This is a genomic window from Pseudomonas sp. UBA3149, from assembly GCF_002364655.1.
In the GTDB taxonomy this organism is placed as follows: domain Bacteria; phylum Pseudomonadota; class Gammaproteobacteria; order Pseudomonadales; family Pseudomonadaceae; genus Chryseomonas; species Chryseomonas luteola.
The window spans coordinates 328,472-346,244 of record NZ_DEYV01000026.1 but is presented as its reverse complement, the minus strand read 5'-3'; the positions used below and the strand labels follow the sequence as shown (position 1 = coordinate 346,244).

Below are 17,773 nucleotides of genomic sequence, written 5' to 3'. Positions count from 1 at the left end.
ACACACTATTTGATGGATTGCAGGTTATCGCTTCAGACGACAGCCAAACAATCATTCAAGAATCTGCACCCCGCGGGCGATAACGCAAAGGATATCCCAAATTCTCTTTTGTAATGGTGGACAGGATGATGACGATACCTTCCATGAGCGCCTCACCCAGTGACAGGACTGTCTATAGCGTGTGCGGTTACCGCTTGTAACTGCACTCTTTTGGAAAACCGATGTGAAAGCTTCTGCCGGCCTACCCTTACAAAACCTGCTGACGCGCTCTCCTGCACTCCGTATGTTGAAGTGGGTGCTGGCTGGGCTGATTCTGTTATTGCTGGGTGTATTGTCCTGGCAACTCCATAAGGAGCTGAATCAGCGAAGTGCCATGCTGGGCAGCTTCGCTCGGGAGCAGAGCCTGCAAAAGGCCGAATATATCGAGCAAGCCCTTGCGTTTCTTGCTCACCAAGCGGCGGCAGAGCTTGATGACGTAACGCCGGAGACAGGCATCGAGGCGCTACCGGCACAGTTGCAGGCTATCTATCCTAAGGCCAACCACCTCTATTGGGTTCCAGCCGGCGCGCTTGAAGACCCGTCCTTATTTCCGTCAGCAGTCGACCCAAACTACCTGAGCCCTGCCCTACGACGTTTGGAGGCGAGACCGTTTTATTACGGCTATACGCCTCACGACGGTAGCTATGTGCTCCTCAGGCAGAAAAGCCAGAGCGATCAGGGCTGGTGGCTGATCACGGGCGAAGCCGGGTTAGGGCTGGAAAGGCTGAAAAACCACACCCATGAACTGATCTGGACTATTACAGACAAGGCAAGCGGCGCCACGTTGGCCAGGGATATGCCTGAGGAGCCTGCCGTTTCGGACAGCCAGACCTTTGCCCTCACATTGGATGGCACCAACTGGCAGCTCCGTAGCCATTTGAGCCCTTCGGTCCTGACCTGGAAAACCCTGTTTTTGTGGCGAGTTGCCACGTTTGTGTTGCTGACCCTATGCGCGTCCCTTCTGGTGTACTGCCTGCAGCGGGAGCAATCCGGCTTTCATCTTTCCTCACGCTCGTCACGGCAGAGCCTGCGTCTGATGATGCAAGCCCTGAATGCGGTAGATGAGTGCGTACTGGTCACCTATGAAGAGGGCCGCCTGCTTTACCTCAACCGGAAAGCCTCCCTTCTTTTGGGCATCGAACAGACAGATGCGGAGCAGCACACCTTGAGGGGTCTGCTCCCTGCACTAGACCTATCGACTCCGCAAGAGGCCGACAAGGATTGGATCGTCGAGCTATCCCAACCTGACGGCCAGCGCAGACTGTTTGCCGTCAGCCGCTACGGCGTAGGCTCGAATCGTTCCCTGGAGGAACTGGAAGATCATACGTCGGCCTTTACCGGGTGCGCCTGGATACTGCGGGACGTCACCGAGCAGCAGCAGGCGCTCCGGACGATAGAAAGTACACGCCAGCGCTACCAGAGCATTTTCGAAGGCATCAACACCGGCATTTGTGTATTGGACTTCTCCCGCCTGCAGCAGGTCCTGCTAGCACATCACATCACAAGTGCCCGGACGTTCTATCAATGGCTTGAGATCAACCCTTCACGGGGCCATGAGCTGCTTGGCCTGATTCGCATCACTGAAATGAATCAAATGGCGCTGACCCTGCTAGGCATTAAGACCATTGATCAGGCACTGGCCAACCTGATCGGCGATAGCAAACCCAACGCCCATGGCAAGCGCATGAAGATGATTGCCGCGCTGGCTGAAGGACAGCAGACCCTGGATGTGGAAGGCCGCCTCATAACACCGCAAGGTGATCGCCATCTCTGGTTCTCTGTCCACCTTCCTCCGGCAGAAATGGGATACGAGGCCGTACCGCTGAGCATAACGGATGTATCACGGCGCAAACGCACCGAACTCTCGCTGATCGAGCGGGAGCGCTTCTGGTCCGACTTGGTCAAAGCGGCGCCGGACACGCTTTATACCTATGACCTCAAGACCCAGACCATTGATTATCAAAACCATCCGCTGGGACTCAAGCTTGGTTATAGCGAAGCCGAACTGGACGCGTTGGGCCCGGACTACCTGACCACGCTCCTGCATCCGGATGACCATGAGCTGTACGAGCGCCTGCGCACCATGCGGCAGATCATTCAGGAAGGCCAGGTGAACGACTGCCTAGTTCGCTGGCATCACAAGAATGGCCACTGGTGCTGGTTCGATCTGCGCGAGCAGGCGTTCCAACGTGACAGCCAGGGTCAGATGCGCCAGATCATCGGCCTTGCGCTGGATGTTACCGAGATGGTCAACGCCAATGATCTGCTGCGTGACCAGGAGCGGCGCTATCGCCTGCTGGCGGAAAGTATCAGCGACATCATTTTCAGCACGGACCAGCAGCTGGCTATCAACTACATAAGTCCTTCGGCTGAAAACCTTCTGGGCTACAAACTCGAAACGCTCTACCAGCTCAACCCCTATGATCTGGCGACGCACTCCCAGCAACTCAAGAAACTGCGGGATTGGATAAAAAAGCTGCGTCGATCGCTTAGGTCAGCTCAGCTGATGGCGGAAGTAGATCAGGAATCCAGTCAGGTCATTATCCTGGACTGCCTCCACGCCGACGGGCACAAGTTAAGCCTGGAAATGCGTCTGGAAACGCTATGGGACAAGCATGGTCGTTTCGAAGGGCTGCTGGGCATCTGCCGGGACATTACCGCCCAGCGACGCGCGGAAAAAGACATGCGGATGGCCGCTACCGTTTTCGATCACTCGGCAGCCGCCATTCTGGTCACCGATCCGGCCGGCTACATCGTACGCGTCAACCAGATGTTCACCCGTATGACCGGTTACGAGCCAGAGGAAGTCATCGACCAGCAACCGCGCATGCTATGTGCAGACCTTCAGGAAGCCAACCAGCTCTCTCATATCATGAACCATATGGCGGTACAGGGCAGCTGGGAAGGTGAACTGTGGCAAAAGCGCAAGGATGGTGAGCCTTACCCGTCCTGGATCGGCATTACCGGCGTACGCGACGATGAAGGTGATCTGGTCAGCTTCGTGTGTTTCTTCGTGGATATCAGTGAGCGCAAGGCCAGTGAGCGACATATTCACCGTCTGGCCTATTACGATGCCCTGACGCTCCTGCCAAACCGCACGCTGTTCCAGGATCGTCTCCACACTGCATTGGAGCAGGCGGTTCACCATGCCAACTGGGTTGTGCTAATGTTCCTAGATTTGGATCGTTTCAAGCCGATCAACGATTCGTTGGGGCATGCTGCTGGCGATCGAATGCTCAAGGAGGTAGCTGTACGCCTAACCGCCTGTGTAGGAACGGAGGATAGCGTGGCTCGCATGGGTGGCGATGAGTTCACCTTGCTGCTGGCCAACCTAGGTAGTCGGGAGGAGGCCATGGCCTGTGCTATCCGCGTGGCCGAAAATATCCTGGAAAGCCTGTCCGAAGCATTTATTCTGGAAAATCGTGAGTTTTTCGTCAGCGCCAGTATCGGGATCGCGCTATCGCCTCAGGATGGCAGTGAACTCAGTCAGCTAATGAAAAACGCGGACACGGCGATGTACCACGCCAAGGAGATGGGCAAGAACAACTTCCAGTTCTACCAGGCGGAAATGAACGCCCGTGCGCTGGAGCGCATCGAGCTTGAAGCCGATCTGCGACACGCCTTGCTGCAAAATGAATTTACCCTGCATTACCAGCCGCAGTACCGGTGCTCCAATGGTCAGCTGACCGGCCTTGAGGCCCTACTCCGCTGGAGCAATCCGCGCCGCGGCAACGTCTCGCCTGTCGATTTCATTCCAGTGCTCGAAGAAACCGGTTTGATAATTCAGGTTGGGGATTGGGTCATCAAGGAAGCCTGCCGCCAGCTGCGCGTCTGGCATGATGAAAAGGTTCGCATTCCAAAGGTGTCCGTCAACCTCTCGGCCCGACAGTTCGCCGACAATCGCTTGGGCGAACATATTGCCCAGATCCTGCAGGAAGTGGGCTTACCCCCCGCCTGCCTTGAGCTTGAACTCACGGAAAGCATCCTCATGCAGAACGTGGATGATGCGCTGATGACACTCAAAAGCCTGAAAGAACTGGGTGTATGCATTTCGGTAGATGACTTTGGAACCGGCTACTCCTCCCTCAACTACCTGAAGCAGCTTCCCATCGACATTCTCAAGATCGACCGCAGCTTTGTGGATGGCTTGCCCCATGGAGAGCAGGACGCCCAGATTGCGCGCGCCATTATTGCCATGGCCCACAGCCTCAACCTGTCGGTCATTGCCGAAGGGGTGGAAAATGAAGAGCAGCTCAAATTCCTGCGTGACCATGAATGCGACGAAGTTCAGGGGTATCTGTTCGACAAACCGCTGTCACCCGAGCTGATCGAGGCCCGATTGCGGCTAATGTAGCCGCCATGAATGCTGTTCGACTGCTGCATGACGGGTGCTCATACCCAGTCCACTGTGGATTGGGATAGAATGCGCCCTCTTTTAGCCCAGTCGCTTTTCAGGGGAACCCCATGTTCAGCCGTGACTTAACCCTCGCCCGCTTCGACGCCGATCTGTATGCCGCTATGGAGCAGGAAGCCCAGCGTCAGGAAGATCACATCGAACTGATCGCTTCGGAAAACTACACCAGCCCGGCTGTCATGGAAGCCCAGGGCTCTGTCCTGACCAACAAATACGCCGAAGGCTATCCACACAAGCGCTACTACGGTGGTTGCGAATTCGTCGACAAGGTCGAGCAACTGGCAATTGACCGTGCCAAGCAGCTGTTTGGTGCCGACTACGCCAACGTTCAGCCCCACGCAGGCTCGCAGGCCAACTCTGCTGTTTACCTGGCACTGCTGCAGCCTGGTGATACGATCCTCGGCATGAGCCTGGCCCATGGTGGTCACCTGACCCACGGCGCCAGCGTCAGCTCTTCCGGCAAGATTTATAACGCAGTTCAGTACGGTATCAATGAAAACGGCCTGATCGACTATGATGAAGTCGAGCGTCTGGCGGTTGAGCACAAGCCGAAGATGATCGTGGCCGGTTACTCGGCATACTCGCAGGTACTGGATTTCGCCCGCTTCCGTGAAATCGCGGATAAGGTGGGCGCTTACCTGTTCGTCGACATGGCTCACTTTGCCGGTCTGGTTGCCGCAGGTATCTACCCGAATCCGGTTCCGTTCGCCGATGTCGTGACCACGACGACCCACAAGACCCTGCGTGGTCCTCGTGGCGGCCTGATCCTGGCCAAAGCCAATGAAGAAATCGAGAAGAAGCTGAACTCGGCTGTCTTCCCAGGCGCCCAGGGTGGTCCGCTAATGCATGTGATTGCCGCCAAGGCCGTATGCTTTAAGGAAGCGCTGGCGCCTGAGTTCAAGCAGTACCAGCAGCAGGTCATCAAGAATGCCCAGGCCATGGCCGAGGTGTTTATCCAGCGTGGCTTCGATGTGGTTTCCGGCGGTACTCAGAACCACCTTTTCCTGCTGTCCCTGATCAAGCAGGACATCACCGGTAAGGATGCCGATGCGGCTCTGGGCCGTGCATTCATCACGGTAAACAAGAACTCCGTTCCGAACGATCCCCGCTCCCCCTTCGTGACCTCGGGCCTGCGTATCGGTACTCCGGCCGTTACCACCCGCGGCTTCAAGGAAGCTGAATGCCGTGAGCTGGCCGGCTGGATCTGCGACATCCTCGATAACATGGGCGATGAGTCCGTGATCGATGGCGTACGCGAAAAAGTCCAGGCTATCTGCGCCAAGATGCCGGTTTACGGTCAGTAAGCTCAAGCCTTACGAAAAGCCCGGCTTATGCTGGGCTTTTTCATATGCCTTAGACTTGTGCCGCCTCGAGACCTTCGCGCAGCTCGGTCTCCGGCAATTCCATGCCAATAAAGACGATTACGCTTTCCCGCACTTCGCCCTCCTCCCACTCCCGGTCCCAGTCAGCGCCGTACAGCCGCTGAACCCCCTGAAACAAGAGCTTTCGAGGCTCTCCGGCAATGTCCAGAATACCCTTGTAACGCAGCAGATTACTGCCGTGCCGCTCAAGCACCCCTTCCATGAAGCCACTGACGCGGTCGATATCGAGCGGACGTTCGGCCTTGAGCGCCAGCGAAGTGATGTTGTCCGGCTTCTGGGTACGCACCGGCGTTAGCGGGCGGAAAAGCATCTGACGATCCAACTGATCGTTCAGATTGAACCCCCTGATATCCAACAGGACGCTCAGGTCAACCTGACCATGATCCACCACATGAATCGGCGCCCTTCGATTGATGCGCTGCAAACGTTCGCTCAAAGCTGTGAAGGCAGTCTCATCAACTAGATCGCGCTTGCTAACCAACAGGCGATCCGCAAAGCCCACCTGGGCCTGGGCAATGGGTCTGGATAGCTGCTCCTGGGCATGAACAGCATCCACCAACGTAATGATGCCATCCAGTAGATAGCGTTCGCGCAGATCCTCATCCATGAAGAAGGTCTGAGCAACTGGGCCTGGATCGGCCAGGCCGGTACACTCGATCACCAGTCGGTCGAATTCGATCTCGCCTTGGTCGAGCTGCTCCAGCAATACCGTCAGCGCGTAGGACAGGTCTTTACTGCCGGTACAGCAGACGCAACCATTGGCTACCTTTACGATGCGTGCAGCCTTATCGCCCAGCAAGGCGCCGTCAATGTCGGCCTCACTGAACTCATTTTCGATGACAGCGATCTTGAGGCCATGATCACCTTCAAGCAGGTAACGCAGCAGGGTTGTCTTGCCAGCACCGAGAAAGCCGGTCAAAACCGTTACAGGGATGGGGGTTGTAGACATATAAGCGGCCTTAAATGAAACGGGCCAGGCTAAAAGGCCTGGCCCGGTTGAATCACACCTTGACGTGCTTAGCAGCAGCGGAAGGTCTTGCCTTTGCCGCCACCATAACGCGCTTCCTGCCGCTCACGAAAGAACTCTTCGTAGGTCATGACAGGCAGGTCCGGATGTTTGCCGCGCATGTGCTCGACGTAGGTGTCGTAATCCGGCATTCCGACCATGAGGCGAGCCGCCTGCCCCAGGTACTTTCCAAGATTGGCGAGGTCATTGAACATGCGCAGCTCCCATCAGACATTTGTCAGCGGTTGGAAAGGCGTTTCCTTGTCCGTACGCTGAGGCTTGGACAAGGCGGCATAACCCACCTTCACGGTATAGAACAGCACGCTGGCGACTACGATCAGGAACAGTACGGTCAGAGTCGCATTGGTATAACTGTTGATCATGATCTGCTGCATCTGCTCAACCGACTTGGCTGGCGCCAGAATCTGATCAGCCGCCAGCGCATCGCGGTATTTGTGCGCCTGAGCCAGGAAGCCAACCGCCGGGTTGCTGTCAAACAGCTTGATCAGACTGGCCGTGGTTGTGCAGATCAGCAGCCACACGGCCGGCAATGCAGTTACCCAGGCGTAACGCTGACGCTTCATCTTGATCAGCACGACCGTACCCAACATCAAGGCAACACCGGCCAGCATCTGGTTGGAGATACCGAACAGCGGCCAAAGCGTATTGATGCCGCCCAGCGGATCGACAACGCCCTGGTACAACAGATACCCCCAGAGCGCAACGCAGCCACCTGTGCCAATCATGTTGGCGATCCAGGAGTCGGTACGCTTGAGTGCCGGTACGAAATTGCCCAGCAAATCCTGCAGCATGAAGCGACCCGCACGGGTTCCGGCATCAACAGCCGTCAGGATAAAAAGCGCCTCGAACAGGATCGCGAAGTGGTACCAGAAGGCCATGGTGTTTTCACCCGGCAGCACCTGATGCAGGATCTGCGCGATACCGACCGCAAGTGTTGGAGCACCGCCGGCCCGCGCCAGGATGGTGGTTTCGCCAATGTCCTGTGCGGTCTGGGTCAGGATCTCGGGTGTTACCGCAAAGCCCCAGGAGCTGATCGTGGCAGCAACGCTTGCGGCATCGGCGCCTACAATGGCCGCCGGACTGTTCATGGCAAAGTAGACGCCCGGCTCGATGACCGATGCTGCCACCATGGCCATGATCGCCACAAAGGATTCCATCAACATGGCACCATACCCAATATAACGGGCATCCGTCTCACGGCTGAGCAGCTTGGGCGTGGTGCCTGACGAGATCAGCGCGTGGAAACCGGAAACAGCGCCACAGGCGATGGTGATAAAGAGGAACGGGAACAAGCTACCCTTCCAGACCGGGCCGGTACCATCCACAAACTGGGTAACAGCCGGCATCTTCAGCTCAGGTGCAATGAAGAGAATACCGATAGCCAGCGCGATGATGGTGCCGATTTTAAGGAAGGTCGACAGGTAGTCACGGGGCGCCAACAGCAGCCAGACGGGCAGCACCGAGGCCACGAAGCCATAGCCGATCAGCATCCAGGTAATCTGTTCACCCGTAAAGGTGAGCCGCGGTCCCCATATTGGATCAGCCGCAATCACGCCACCAAACCAGATCGCGGCTAAAAGCAACACCAGGCCGACCACAGAAATCTCACCGATATGGCCCGGACGGATATAACGCATATAAACGCCCATGAATACCGCGATGGGCAGCGTTGCCAGAACGGTAAACATCCCCCATGGGCTGTGGGCCAGAGCTTTCACCACAATCAGGGCCAACACCGCCAGGATAATGATCATGATCAGGAAGCAGCCAAACAAGGCAATGGTTCCCGGTATCTGCCCCATCTCCTCGCGGACCATCTCGCCCAGCGAGCGGCCGTTACGGCGGGTGGAGATGAACAACACCATGAAGTCCTGGACCGCACCGGCAAAGACCACGCCGGCAATCAGCCAGAGTGTGCCGGGTAGGTAGCCCATTTGCGCGGCAAGTACCGGGCCGACCAGCGGGCCTGCGCCTGCAATGGCAGCGAAATGGTGACCGAACAGGATGTGCTTGTTGGTCGGTACGTAGTCCAGACCATCGTTATTGAGAACAGCCGGTGTTGCCCGGTTCGGGTCCAGCTGCATGACTTTGGTAGCGATGAACAGGCTGTAATAGCGATAGGCAACGAGATAGAGCGCGACGGCTGCAACGACGATCCATAACGCATTGATCGTCTCTCCACGGCGCAAGGCCACCACTCCCAAGGCGCAAGCCCCTACAGCCGCGACCACGGCCCAGGGCACGTGGCGGAATACACTCTTGTTATTATTCATAAAGGCCCCATGACAAACGGACAAAGAAGCTGCCGCTCAAGCTTAGTTCAAGCTGGCAATTCCGCCATCAGACCTTGGTCTAGAGCGTTTGGTTTGTAGTGGCCATTTGAATATTCATACCGCAGAAGGCAGATGCCGGATAGTCATGCCGACACCCGGTTGCATCAGCAGACCAAGCCCGGACCTTTTGTCGAACAACCTGCCGTTCGTTGACTAAGCTGTAACGCTAAGCGGCAATACTTTAGACGCCGCGCCTTGGGCCGATAGAATGAGGTGAAGTCACCTCTATCGCATTCAGGAGTAGCGACATGACTGATTCAACCGAACGTCGGCGTTTCAAGCGCTTCGCGTTTGACGCCACGGCGCGGATTCAACAGGGCGAACAGCACTGGACAGCGCTGGTCAACGACATTTCCCTGAAGGGATTACTGACACAAAAGCCTGACGACTGGAGCGGCCGTCAGGAGGTGCCCTTCCAGATCGTCATTACACTGGACGCGGAAACACAGGTCGAGATGAGCGCCGAACTGGTACGGCTAGAAGCCGAACAGCTGGGCTTTGCCTGCCAGCAGATCGATCTCGACTCCATCAGCCACCTGCGCCGTCTGGTCGAACTCAACCTGGGCGACCAGTCCCTGCTTGAGCGCGAACTGGCGGCCCTTGGCAAGGACTGACCCAGGCGGCTTACTCGAATAAGGCATCCAGCGCCTGGTCAAAACGGGTCACTGCGACCACTTCAAGACCAGCGGGTGCCTCCTTGGGCGCATTGCCTTTAGGTACGATGGCGCGCTTGAAGCCATGCTTGGCGGCTTCCTTCAAGCGCTCCTGTCCACTGGGCACTGGACGAATCTCACCCGAAAGACCGATCTCGCCAAAGACCAGCAGGTCGTGCGGCAAGGGGCGGTCACGTAGGCTGGAGATAACCGCTGCCATCAAGGCCAGGTCCACAGCTGTTTCCAACACCTTCACACCGCCAACGACGTTTATAAACACGTCCTGGTCATAGGTGGGAATGCCGCCATGGCGGTGCAGTACGGCCAATAGCATGGCCAGACGGTTCTGATCGAGACCGACCGTCACCCGACGCGGGTTGGCCAAGTGACTGGTATCGACCAGGGCCTGCACCTCAACCAGCATCGGTCGGGAGCCTTCCCAGGTAGCCATGACCACACTGCCTGGCACGGCCTCTTGTGCACGGGTCAGAAAAATGGCCGACGGGTTGGATACTTCCTTCAGGCCTTTATCGGTCATTCCGAAAACACCCAGCTCATTTACAGCACCGAAGCGGTTTTTCACTGCCCGAAGCAAACGCAGACGGCCATCCGATTCGCCCTCGAAATACAGAACAGTGTCCACCATGTGCTCAAGCACGCGCGGACCCGCCAGGGCACCCTCCTTCGTCACATGTCCGACCAAAAACACAGCCGTTCCGGTCTGTTTGGCAAAACGCACCAGAAGTGCCGCGCTTTCACGCACCTGGGCAACGCCACCCGGTGCGGATTGAAGATGCTCAGTAAAAATGGTCTGGATGGAGTCCACTACCATGACCCGCGGCTTTTCCTGACGTGCCGTGGCAATAATGCTCTCGATGCTCGTCTCGGTCATGACCTTGAGTTTGTCTTCCGGCAGCCCAAGGCGCCGGGCCCGCATGGCCACCTGTTGCTGGGACTCTTCGCCTGTCACATAAAGTGCTGGCATACGCTCGGCAATGCGGCAAAGCGTCTGTAGCAAAATGGTGGATTTACCAATGCCTGGATCACCGCCGATCAGCACAACCGACCCATCGACCAAGCCACCACCCAATACGCGGTCCAGCTCTGTGGAGTCTGTAGTGAAGCGTGGAGTTTCCTCAACGCTGACCTCGGCCAATGTCTTGAGCACGGCCTGCTGCTGGCCCGCCCAGCCGCCACGGCCGGAGGCACCGGGCGCTGACTCAACAACCGTTTCGACAAGCGTGTTCCAGGCGCCGCACTCGCCACACTGCCCTGCCCATTTGGGAAACGTTGCGCCGCACTCTGTGCAGCCGTACATGCGCTTGGCTTTGGCCATTCCAGGCTCCTGAAAGCAAAGCCTGATTATACACCACTGTATGAATTTACAGTTAACTCGATTCGCATTCTCAGCCCAAGGTCTGCTGCAGCACTAGGGTCAACGGGTCGGGAGCTGGCTGAATTCACCGCGCTTGAGCTTTTCGACATCGTTGCCCATCGCATCCCTGGCATTAAGGTCTGCGCCCTTGGCCGCCAGATCGTCCAGCACACTCTTGCGTTGAAAAAGCGCAGCGTACATGGCGGCCGTCTGGCCGGCATTGTTACGCTGGTCGGGGTTGCACTTGGCCTGAACCAGGCGGTGGGCAATAGTAATCTCCCCTTTGAAGATGGCGCCCATCAATGCAGTATTGCCTCGGTTGTCCTGTATGCAAGGGTCTGCGCCTGCAGCCAGCAGCTGCTCGACGGCTTCCTTGTGGCCATGGTAGGCCGCCAGGATCAAGGCGGTGTAGCCTTTTTTATCCTGGGTATTGAGGTCATAATGAGCCTTGATGAACTCTTCCAGCATCTCCTGACGGCCATCACGGGCCGCATCGAAGAAATAGCTTTTGAGCTGTGCCTTTACCGCATCGGGTGAGGGCTGACCAGGTGTTTTCGCCTCGACTGCAGCCGGCTCGGCTACTGATGCCTCAGGTGGCGGATCAGCCAATACCAATGTGCTGGTGAGGGAAAGCATCGTAATGCCAAGAAAAAATAAGCGCATAGCGTGTTCTCTCGCGGTCAGGGCTGCCCGTGCGCGAGCGGCATTGGGCATGATCTGGCTTGTGCACTGTCTATGGTTACCCGGCTGGCATGAACACTCGCCAGGCAATTTGTCAGGCTTGCCTATCCAGGCAGGCAAGCCGACAAGGGAGCACGGGCAGGATTAGCCTGCCCGGAGGACATCAGTCCTTGAGGGTCGCGGCCACTTCCTTGACGCGCTTGAGGTCGCCTTTGGCCACCTTGGTCAAGCCTTCGCCATATTCCGCGTCAGCCTTGTAGAAGTACGCCAGCATCATGTTTTTGCTTTCGTCATCCACAACACGCAGATCACCGCCCAGGCTTTCGATCAGGTCCTGACGCTCCTTCTTGCTGTAGGAGCGATACAGATCGCCCGCCTGCTTGAAATTCTGCTCGCGCTGGATCTTGGCCTGCTGGGTCGTACCAGACAGCGGCAGCTGGCTGTAACGTGCGGAAGTGTCTTCCTCATGCGGCTGCAGGCGGCTCGGCTGGTAGTTCACGGAGGTCGCCGTGTGGCCGATGTTCATCGCCCCGTCCTGGTTGCCGTTGTTCACCTCTACGTGAGGCTTGTTGATCGGTAGCTGCAGACCATTGGTGCCAACGCGATAGAGCTGCGTATCGGCGTAGGAGAACACACGCCCCTGAAGCAGACGATCCTCGGAGGGCTCGATGCCAGGCACAACGTTGGCAGGCGCCATGGCAACCTGCTCGGTTTCCTGGAAGAAGTTGTCCGGGTTCTTGTTCAGGACCATCTGACCAATCTTGCGCTCGGGCACGCCCGGCCAGATCTTGGTGGCATCCAGCGGGTCAAAGTCGAACTTGGGCAGATCTTCCGGGTTGAGCACCTGAACGTACAGGTCCCACTTCGGGTAGTCGCCCTTGTCGATGGCGTTGGCCAGATCACGGGTCAGATGGCTGTAGTCCTTGCTCTGAACTTCGGCCACTTCCTTCGGATCCAGGTTCTTCTTGCCGGACTGCAAGCTCTTCCAATGGAACTTCACATAGTGAACTTCACCCTTGGCATTGACGAACTTGTAGGCATGTACGCCATTGCCATCCATGGTGCGGTAGCTGGCCGGTGTACCTTCATTGGAGTACAGCTCGGTCAGGGTACGGGTCGCTTCCGGAATGTGAGAGAAGAAGTCGAACGTACGACGCGGGTCATCCAGGTTGGTACGTGGGTCAGGCTTGAACGCATGAACCATGTCCGGGAACTTGATGGCGTCACGGATGAAGAACGTTGGGAAGTTGTTGCCTACCAGATCCCAGTTGCCGTCAGCAGTGTAGAACTTGGTGGCAAAGCCGCGCGGGTCGCGCAGGGTTTCCGGTGAGTGATTACCATGGATCACCGCAGAGAAACGTACGAAGACCGGCGTTTTCTCGCCTGGGCGGAAAACCTTGGCCTTGGTCAGGTCAGAAACGTCGGCCGAGGCGACGAACTCTCCGTGGGCACCCGCGCCACGTGCGTGAACGACACGCTCTGGAATACGCTCACGGTCAAAGCGCTGAAGCTTTTGTACCAGTTGCACGTCCTGCAGGAGCGTCGGGCCTGTGGCTCCGGCGGTCTGGGAGTTCTGGTTGTCTCCGACTGGCGCACCGTTGTCACGCGTCAGGGTACCTGCATAGGCCGCCGAAGCGACTGTGGCAGACAGGATGCCCGCTGCAAGCAGATTCAGGGCATATCCGGAAAAGGTCCGAATGGACATTGTTGGGTTCCTCTCTTTTTTAAGTGCTCTGTTCCAAGCACGTAAAGAGTAAGGAACCCGAACCGCTTCGCTAAATTGAATACCTTTTGTTCCGCTATTAGCAGAATCAATACCCAAGCCAAGCGTTTTAAGCTATGGCCGCTACGCAGGGGCAGCGGCCTAGAGCTGATCAGCTACCTTGCAGCTCGCGTGCGATCTTGTCCTTGATCACGACGCGTTCTCGTCGGCATCGATTCAACTCCTCATCGCCACTGTTCTCGACCATCCCTTCGATTTCCAGGATCTCCTGATCCAGCGCATCGTATTGCTCGATCAGCTTGGCAAATTCTGGATTGTTCTGGCGCAGCTCTTCAAACTTCTGAACCTTGTCTGGAAAATCCTTGTGCAAGTTGTGCTCGGCAACCATGTGTGACCTCCTGAGGCAGGTTGAATATCTTGAGCCTTTCAGCCCATCCATATGGTGGACCGCAGCCGTTCGGCAAAGTGCAGCAACGAGAGGCAGCACACTTTTTCAGGAAGCATTTCGAAACAACCAGACGCTTTTGCGGTTCAAAGTGCCCGAGACGTTAGCGATGGCGTCACTACCATTCCACCGCAAAAGGAGTGCTTATGAGCTTTTTCAGCGAATTCAAATCGTTCGCCATGAGGGGCAACGTCGTCGATCTGGCTGTTGGTATCATCATTGGCGGCGCTTTCGGCAAGATCGTGTCGTCATTCGTTGCCGATGTGATCACCCCGCCTCTCGGGATTCTTTTGGGTGGCGTGGACTTTTCGCACCTCGCCATTACGCTGCAGGCTGCCCAAGGCGATAAACCGGCAGTGCTGCTATCTTACGGCAAGTTCCTGCAATCGATCTTCGACTTCATCATCATTGCATTCGCCATTTTCAGCGCCATCAAGGTTCTGAATCGACTGCGCCTGCATGAGGAAAAGAAGGCAGCGGCCGGCCCTACCAAGGATCAAGTACTGCTGACTGAAATTCGCGACCTGCTCAAGGAACAAAGCCAGAAGCCTGAGGCCACCGTCACACGTAATGACCCTCCGACCTCTTCGTGACTGTTCGCTACAAATAGGGCCCTTGCGGGCCCCATCCGCATCTTTTACCAGTAATTTTCTACCGCGATCTGTCCAGGCCGGCGCGTCAGGGCCAGCTGGAAATCACGTGCCTTGAGCACGGCTCGCGTGTCATCCACCATTTCAGGATTACCACAGATCAGGATGCGGGAGTGCTCTGTTGAAAGCTCAAGCCCTGCGGCCTTCTCCAGCTCACCGTTTTCGATCAGGGTCGTGATTCGCCCCCTCAGCGCGCCGGGATGATCCTCACGGGTTACAACAGGAATATAGATCAGCTTCTGTGCAACCCCTTCCAGGTACTCCAGCTCCGCCAGCCCCTTAATCATTTCCTGATAGGCCAGGTCCTTTGCTTCCCGGACGCTATACACCAGCACGATACGCTCATACCGCTGCCAGATATCCGGCTCCTGAAGCATGGACAGAAACGGTGCCAATCCCGTACCGGTGGATAACAGCCATAAATCGCGTCCGCCGGTAAAGCGCTCCAGGGTGAGATACCCATAGGGCTGCTTTTCCACCAGCAACGTATCACCCGGCTTAAGGCGACTCAGCTCGCTGGTAAAGGCTCCGCCAGGCACGACGATGGAAAAGAACTCCAGAAATTCGTCATGAGGCGCGGAGACCATTGAATAGGCACGCCAGACGATTTCGCCGTCTGCCTTTTCGACACCCAGGCGGGCAAACTGGCCGGCACTGAAGCGAAAGCGCGGATCACGCGTCGTACGCAGGCTGAACAGGTTATCGGCCCAGGGCCACACCTCCGTGATGGTCTGGCGGGTGTATTTCTCGTCACTGGCGGTCATGCTGGGCTACCTCGTTTTCCGGGCCGATATCAGGCCGTCATGAAAACAAGCCCGGCACTGGTTTTCAACGGACAAACTGTAGGTATAACCGGCCGGACTAACGCGCCAGCCAACCACCGTCCACGGCCAGAGTATGACCGTGGACATAATCCGAGGCAGACGACGCCAGAAACACCACAGGCCCTGCCAGGTCGATTGGCTCGCCCCAGCGACCTGCCGGAATGCGCCCCAGGATTTCTGCGTTGCGCTGCTCATCGGCACGCAAGGCTGCCGTGTTGTTCGTTACCATATAGCCGGGCGCAATGCCATTGACGTTGATACCGTGCTTGGCCCACTCGTTGGCCAGCGCCTTGGTCAGCCCCATCAAGCCACTCTTGGAGGCTGTGTAGGATGGGACACGGATGCCGCCCTGGAAAGACAGCATCGAAGCGATATTGATGATTTTGCCGCCGTCCTGCTGCGCTATGAATTGACGCGCCACGGCTTGAGAAAGAAAGAACACCGTCTTGAGGTTGACGCCCATGACATCATCCCAATCTTTTTCGGTGAAATTCAGTGCATCCTCACGCCGGATCGTTCCGGCATTGTTGACCAGGATATCGATACGACCAAAAGCCTGTAGCGCCTCATCCACAATAAAGGGCACCGCATCCGTGGCGCTGAGATCTGCCCGGATGCTCACGAATCGTCGGCCCTTGGCCTCTACCTCACCCTGGGTGTCATGGGGTTCGCGCCGGCTGATCCCAACAATATCGCAACCGGCACTGGCCAGAGCTACACACATGCTCCTTCCCAATCCGGCATCACACCCGGTGATGATCGCGACCTTGCCTGACAAATCGAATGGGTTAGCCACCATGATGCCTCCTGAGGGGTGGTAAACGCGGGCTGACCTGTCATCCTGAGCCCACAAAACGTCTGTTCGACCCGCCAGACGCCCGGCGCGTTCAGCCGGCATCCAGAGAAAAGAGCAGCATAAGCAATGCCGCTCCCCTACACTGACGCCTTTGTCGTCAGCTCCGATCTTCTGCCATGGTTCTACTGTCCACACCCTTTGCCCAGCTTGACCTGCACCGCCAGCCACCCCGTCGGGACGATCCGTTACAGGCTTTCGATGCGGCGGATGAATACCTGCTTAATCATCTGGCCGAACAGGGCCTGCCAGACAACGCCCGAATTCTGGTGTTAAACGATAGCTTCGGCGCCCTGGCGGCAAGCCTGGCTGATCAGGGTCACGTTGTTTCCAGTGGAGATTCCCACCTTGCAGCCCTTGCTCTTAACGATAACCTGCAGCGCAACGGGCGTGATGGTCGGGTGCTATTCGTGCCATCCAGCGAGCCGGTTAAAGGCCCCTTTGACCTGGTGCTGATCCGTATTCCAAAAACCCTGGCCTTGCTGGAGGAGCAGCTGATTCGCCTGCATGATCAGCTGGCACCGGGTGCGCGAGTCATCGCAGCAGCCATGATCAAGCATCTGCCGCGCGCGGCAGGAGATCTGCTTGAGCGTCATATCGGCAGTGTCCAGGCGTCGCTGGCGGTCAAGAAGGCGCGCCTGCTGTTTGCCACCCCCGAACCCAGGGAGCGGATAGCCTCACCCTACCCGACCCGCTACCGACTGGACGACCCAGCGCTGACACTGATCAATCACGCCAACGTGTTCTGCCGAGAAGGGCTCGATATCGGGACACGCGCCTTTCTTCCACATCTGCCTACTGACTTGGGCAATGCACGCGTGGCCGACCTGGGCTGCGGCAATGGCGTATTGGCCATCACCAGTGCACTGACCAATCCCCAAGCACAGTACACGCTGGTAGATGAGTCCTATATGGCTATCCAGTCGGCACATGAAAACTGGCGTGCCGCCCTGGGTGATCGTCCCGTCACGTTGCGCGCCGATGATGGGCTGGCCAGCCAACCGGCTCGCTCGTTGGATGTAGTCCTGTGTAACCCACCGTTTCACCAGCAACAGGTGGTGGGGGACTTTCTGGCCTGGCGGATGTTTCAACAGGCGCGTGCTGCTCTCGACCGCCAGGGTGAACTCTGGATCGTCGGTAATCGCCACCTCGGTTATCACCTCAAGCTCAAGCGGCTGTTCAAGCGCGTCGAACAGGTTGCTGCCACCCCGAAATTCGTGGTGCTGCGTGCGGTCGAAGCTAACTGAGCATGATGCTATGCCCTATGCCAGACCTTATTCAAGCGGGCTGGCATAGCGGGTAACGTGCCTCAGAGCAGTATCCAGACTGGATGATTCCGCCTAGGCTGGGTCGCCACCGTTTTAAGATAGGCGC

The 17,773-nt window shown here is 57.2% G+C and carries 14 protein-coding genes; 5 read left to right on the top strand and 9 right to left on the bottom strand.

Annotated elements, in window-relative coordinates:
- Positions 1 to 223: 223 nt before the first annotated feature.
- Positions 224 to 4,393 carry an EAL domain-containing protein gene (locus B3729_RS16090; protein WP_286788369.1) on the top strand — a complete coding sequence of 1,390 codons (4,170 nt, stop codon included), beginning with the start codon at positions 224 to 226 and terminating at the stop codon, positions 4,391 to 4,393.
- Between the two features lie 110 nt (positions 4,394 to 4,503).
- The gene (gene glyA / locus B3729_RS16085) at positions 4,504 to 5,757 is read left to right on the top strand and encodes a serine hydroxymethyltransferase (RefSeq protein WP_286788368.1); all 1,254 of its coding nucleotides are present in this window, start codon (positions 4,504 to 4,506) and stop codon (positions 5,755 to 5,757) included.
- A 49-nt stretch (positions 5,758 to 5,806) separates the two neighbouring features.
- On the opposite strand, the gene yjiA is transcribed toward glyA, so the two are convergent.
- The 3 genes from yjiA to B3729_RS16070 all read right to left on the bottom strand — a co-directional run bounded on the left by yjiA (position 5,807) and on the right by B3729_RS16070 (position 9,135).
- A complete protein-coding gene (gene yjiA / locus B3729_RS16080) occupies positions 5,807 to 6,784 on the bottom strand; it encodes a GTPase (protein ID WP_286788367.1) in 978 nt (325 codons plus the stop codon).
- Positions 6,785 to 6,852: 68 nt separating this feature from the next.
- On the bottom strand, positions 6,853 to 7,056 hold the full coding sequence (locus B3729_RS16075) for a YbdD/YjiX family protein (RefSeq protein ID WP_010797159.1): 204 nt from the start codon (positions 7,054 to 7,056) through the stop codon (positions 6,853 to 6,855).
- 12 nt (positions 7,057 to 7,068) lie between these two features.
- Positions 7,069 to 9,135 (bottom strand): carbon starvation CstA family protein, encoded by a 2,067-nt coding sequence (locus B3729_RS16070; protein WP_286788366.1) that lies wholly within the window; start codon positions 9,133 to 9,135, stop codon positions 7,069 to 7,071.
- Positions 9,136 to 9,443: 308 nt separating this feature from the next.
- On the opposite strand from B3729_RS16070, the gene B3729_RS16065 reads away from it, so the two are divergent.
- Positions 9,444 to 9,809, top strand: coding sequence for a PilZ domain-containing protein (locus B3729_RS16065; RefSeq protein WP_010797157.1), 366 nt, complete (start codon positions 9,444 to 9,446; stop codon positions 9,807 to 9,809).
- A gap of 10 nt (positions 9,810 to 9,819) precedes the next feature.
- On the opposite strand, the gene radA is transcribed toward B3729_RS16065, so the two are convergent.
- The 4 genes from radA to B3729_RS16045 form a co-directional block, all read right to left on the bottom strand.
- Positions 9,820 to 11,184: a DNA repair protein RadA gene (gene radA, locus B3729_RS16060; RefSeq protein WP_286788365.1), complete on the bottom strand. Its 1,365-nt coding sequence runs from the start codon at positions 11,182 to 11,184 to the stop codon at positions 9,820 to 9,822.
- 99 nt (positions 11,185 to 11,283) lie between these two features.
- On the bottom strand, positions 11,284 to 11,859 hold the full coding sequence (locus B3729_RS16055; RefSeq protein ID WP_286788429.1) for an ankyrin repeat domain-containing protein: 576 nt from the start codon (positions 11,857 to 11,859) through the stop codon (positions 11,284 to 11,286).
- Between the two features lie 208 nt (positions 11,860 to 12,067).
- Positions 12,068 to 13,609, bottom strand: a complete 1,542-nt coding sequence (locus tag B3729_RS16050; protein WP_286788364.1) for a catalase — start codon at positions 13,607 to 13,609, stop codon at positions 12,068 to 12,070.
- A 169-nt stretch (positions 13,610 to 13,778) separates the two neighbouring features.
- A complete protein-coding gene (locus B3729_RS16045; protein WP_010797153.1) occupies positions 13,779 to 14,015 on the bottom strand; it encodes a YdcH family protein in 237 nt (78 codons plus the stop codon).
- Between the two features lie 203 nt (positions 14,016 to 14,218).
- Between B3729_RS16045 and mscL the strand changes: the two genes are divergently transcribed.
- Positions 14,219 to 14,665, top strand: coding sequence for a large-conductance mechanosensitive channel protein MscL (gene mscL, locus B3729_RS16040; RefSeq protein ID WP_010797152.1), 447 nt, complete (start codon positions 14,219 to 14,221; stop codon positions 14,663 to 14,665).
- A gap of 44 nt (positions 14,666 to 14,709) precedes the next feature.
- On the opposite strand, the gene B3729_RS16035 is transcribed toward mscL, so the two are convergent.
- Both B3729_RS16035 and kduD read right to left on the bottom strand, forming a co-directional pair.
- Complete coding sequence (locus B3729_RS16035) at positions 14,710 to 15,486, bottom strand: ferredoxin--NADP reductase (protein ID WP_286788363.1); 777 nt, start codon at positions 15,484 to 15,486, stop codon at positions 14,710 to 14,712.
- A 97-nt stretch (positions 15,487 to 15,583) separates the two neighbouring features.
- Complete coding sequence (gene kduD / locus B3729_RS16030; protein WP_286788362.1) at positions 15,584 to 16,345, bottom strand: 2-dehydro-3-deoxy-D-gluconate 5-dehydrogenase KduD; 762 nt, start codon at positions 16,343 to 16,345, stop codon at positions 15,584 to 15,586.
- Positions 16,346 to 16,518: 173 nt separating this feature from the next.
- Between kduD and B3729_RS16025 the strand changes: the two genes are divergently transcribed.
- Positions 16,519 to 17,646 (top strand): methyltransferase, encoded by a 1,128-nt coding sequence (locus B3729_RS16025; protein ID WP_074822933.1) that lies wholly within the window; start codon positions 16,519 to 16,521, stop codon positions 17,644 to 17,646.
- Positions 17,647 to 17,773 lie beyond the last annotated feature (127 nt).

Bases quoted from the DNA above. Each gene is read 5' to 3' on its own strand.
- mscL (WP_010797152.1), top strand. From the start codon at position 14,219: ATGAGCTTTTTCAGCGAATTCAAATCGTTCGCCATGAGGGGCAACGTC.
- kduD (WP_286788362.1), bottom strand. From the start codon at position 16,345: ATGGTGGCTAACCCATTCGATTTGTCAGGCAAGGTCGCGATCATCACC.
- radA (WP_286788365.1), bottom strand. From the start codon at position 11,184: ATGGCCAAAGCCAAGCGCATGTACGGCTGCACAGAGTGCGGCGCAACG.
- B3729_RS16065 (WP_010797157.1), top strand. From the start codon at position 9,444: ATGACTGATTCAACCGAACGTCGGCGTTTCAAGCGCTTCGCGTTTGAC.
- yjiA (WP_286788367.1), bottom strand. From the start codon at position 6,784: ATGTCTACAACCCCCATCCCTGTAACGGTTTTGACCGGCTTTCTCGGT.
- B3729_RS16070 (WP_286788366.1), bottom strand. From the start codon at position 9,135: ATGAATAATAACAAGAGTGTATTCCGCCACGTGCCCTGGGCCGTGGTC.
- B3729_RS16035 (WP_286788363.1), bottom strand. From the start codon at position 15,486: ATGACCGCCAGTGACGAGAAATACACCCGCCAGACCATCACGGAGGTG.
- B3729_RS16045 (WP_010797153.1), bottom strand. From the start codon at position 14,015: ATGGTTGCCGAGCACAACTTGCACAAGGATTTTCCAGACAAGGTTCAG.
- glyA (WP_286788368.1), top strand. From the start codon at position 4,504: ATGTTCAGCCGTGACTTAACCCTCGCCCGCTTCGACGCCGATCTGTAT.
- B3729_RS16050 (WP_286788364.1), bottom strand. From the start codon at position 13,609: ATGTCCATTCGGACCTTTTCCGGATATGCCCTGAATCTGCTTGCAGCG.
- B3729_RS16025 (WP_074822933.1), top strand. From the start codon at position 16,519: ATGGTTCTACTGTCCACACCCTTTGCCCAGCTTGACCTGCACCGCCAG.
- B3729_RS16075 (WP_010797159.1), bottom strand. From the start codon at position 7,056: ATGTTCAATGACCTCGCCAATCTTGGAAAGTACCTGGGGCAGGCGGCT.
- B3729_RS16055 (WP_286788429.1), bottom strand. From the start codon at position 11,859: ATGCTTTCCCTCACCAGCACATTGGTATTGGCTGATCCGCCACCTGAG.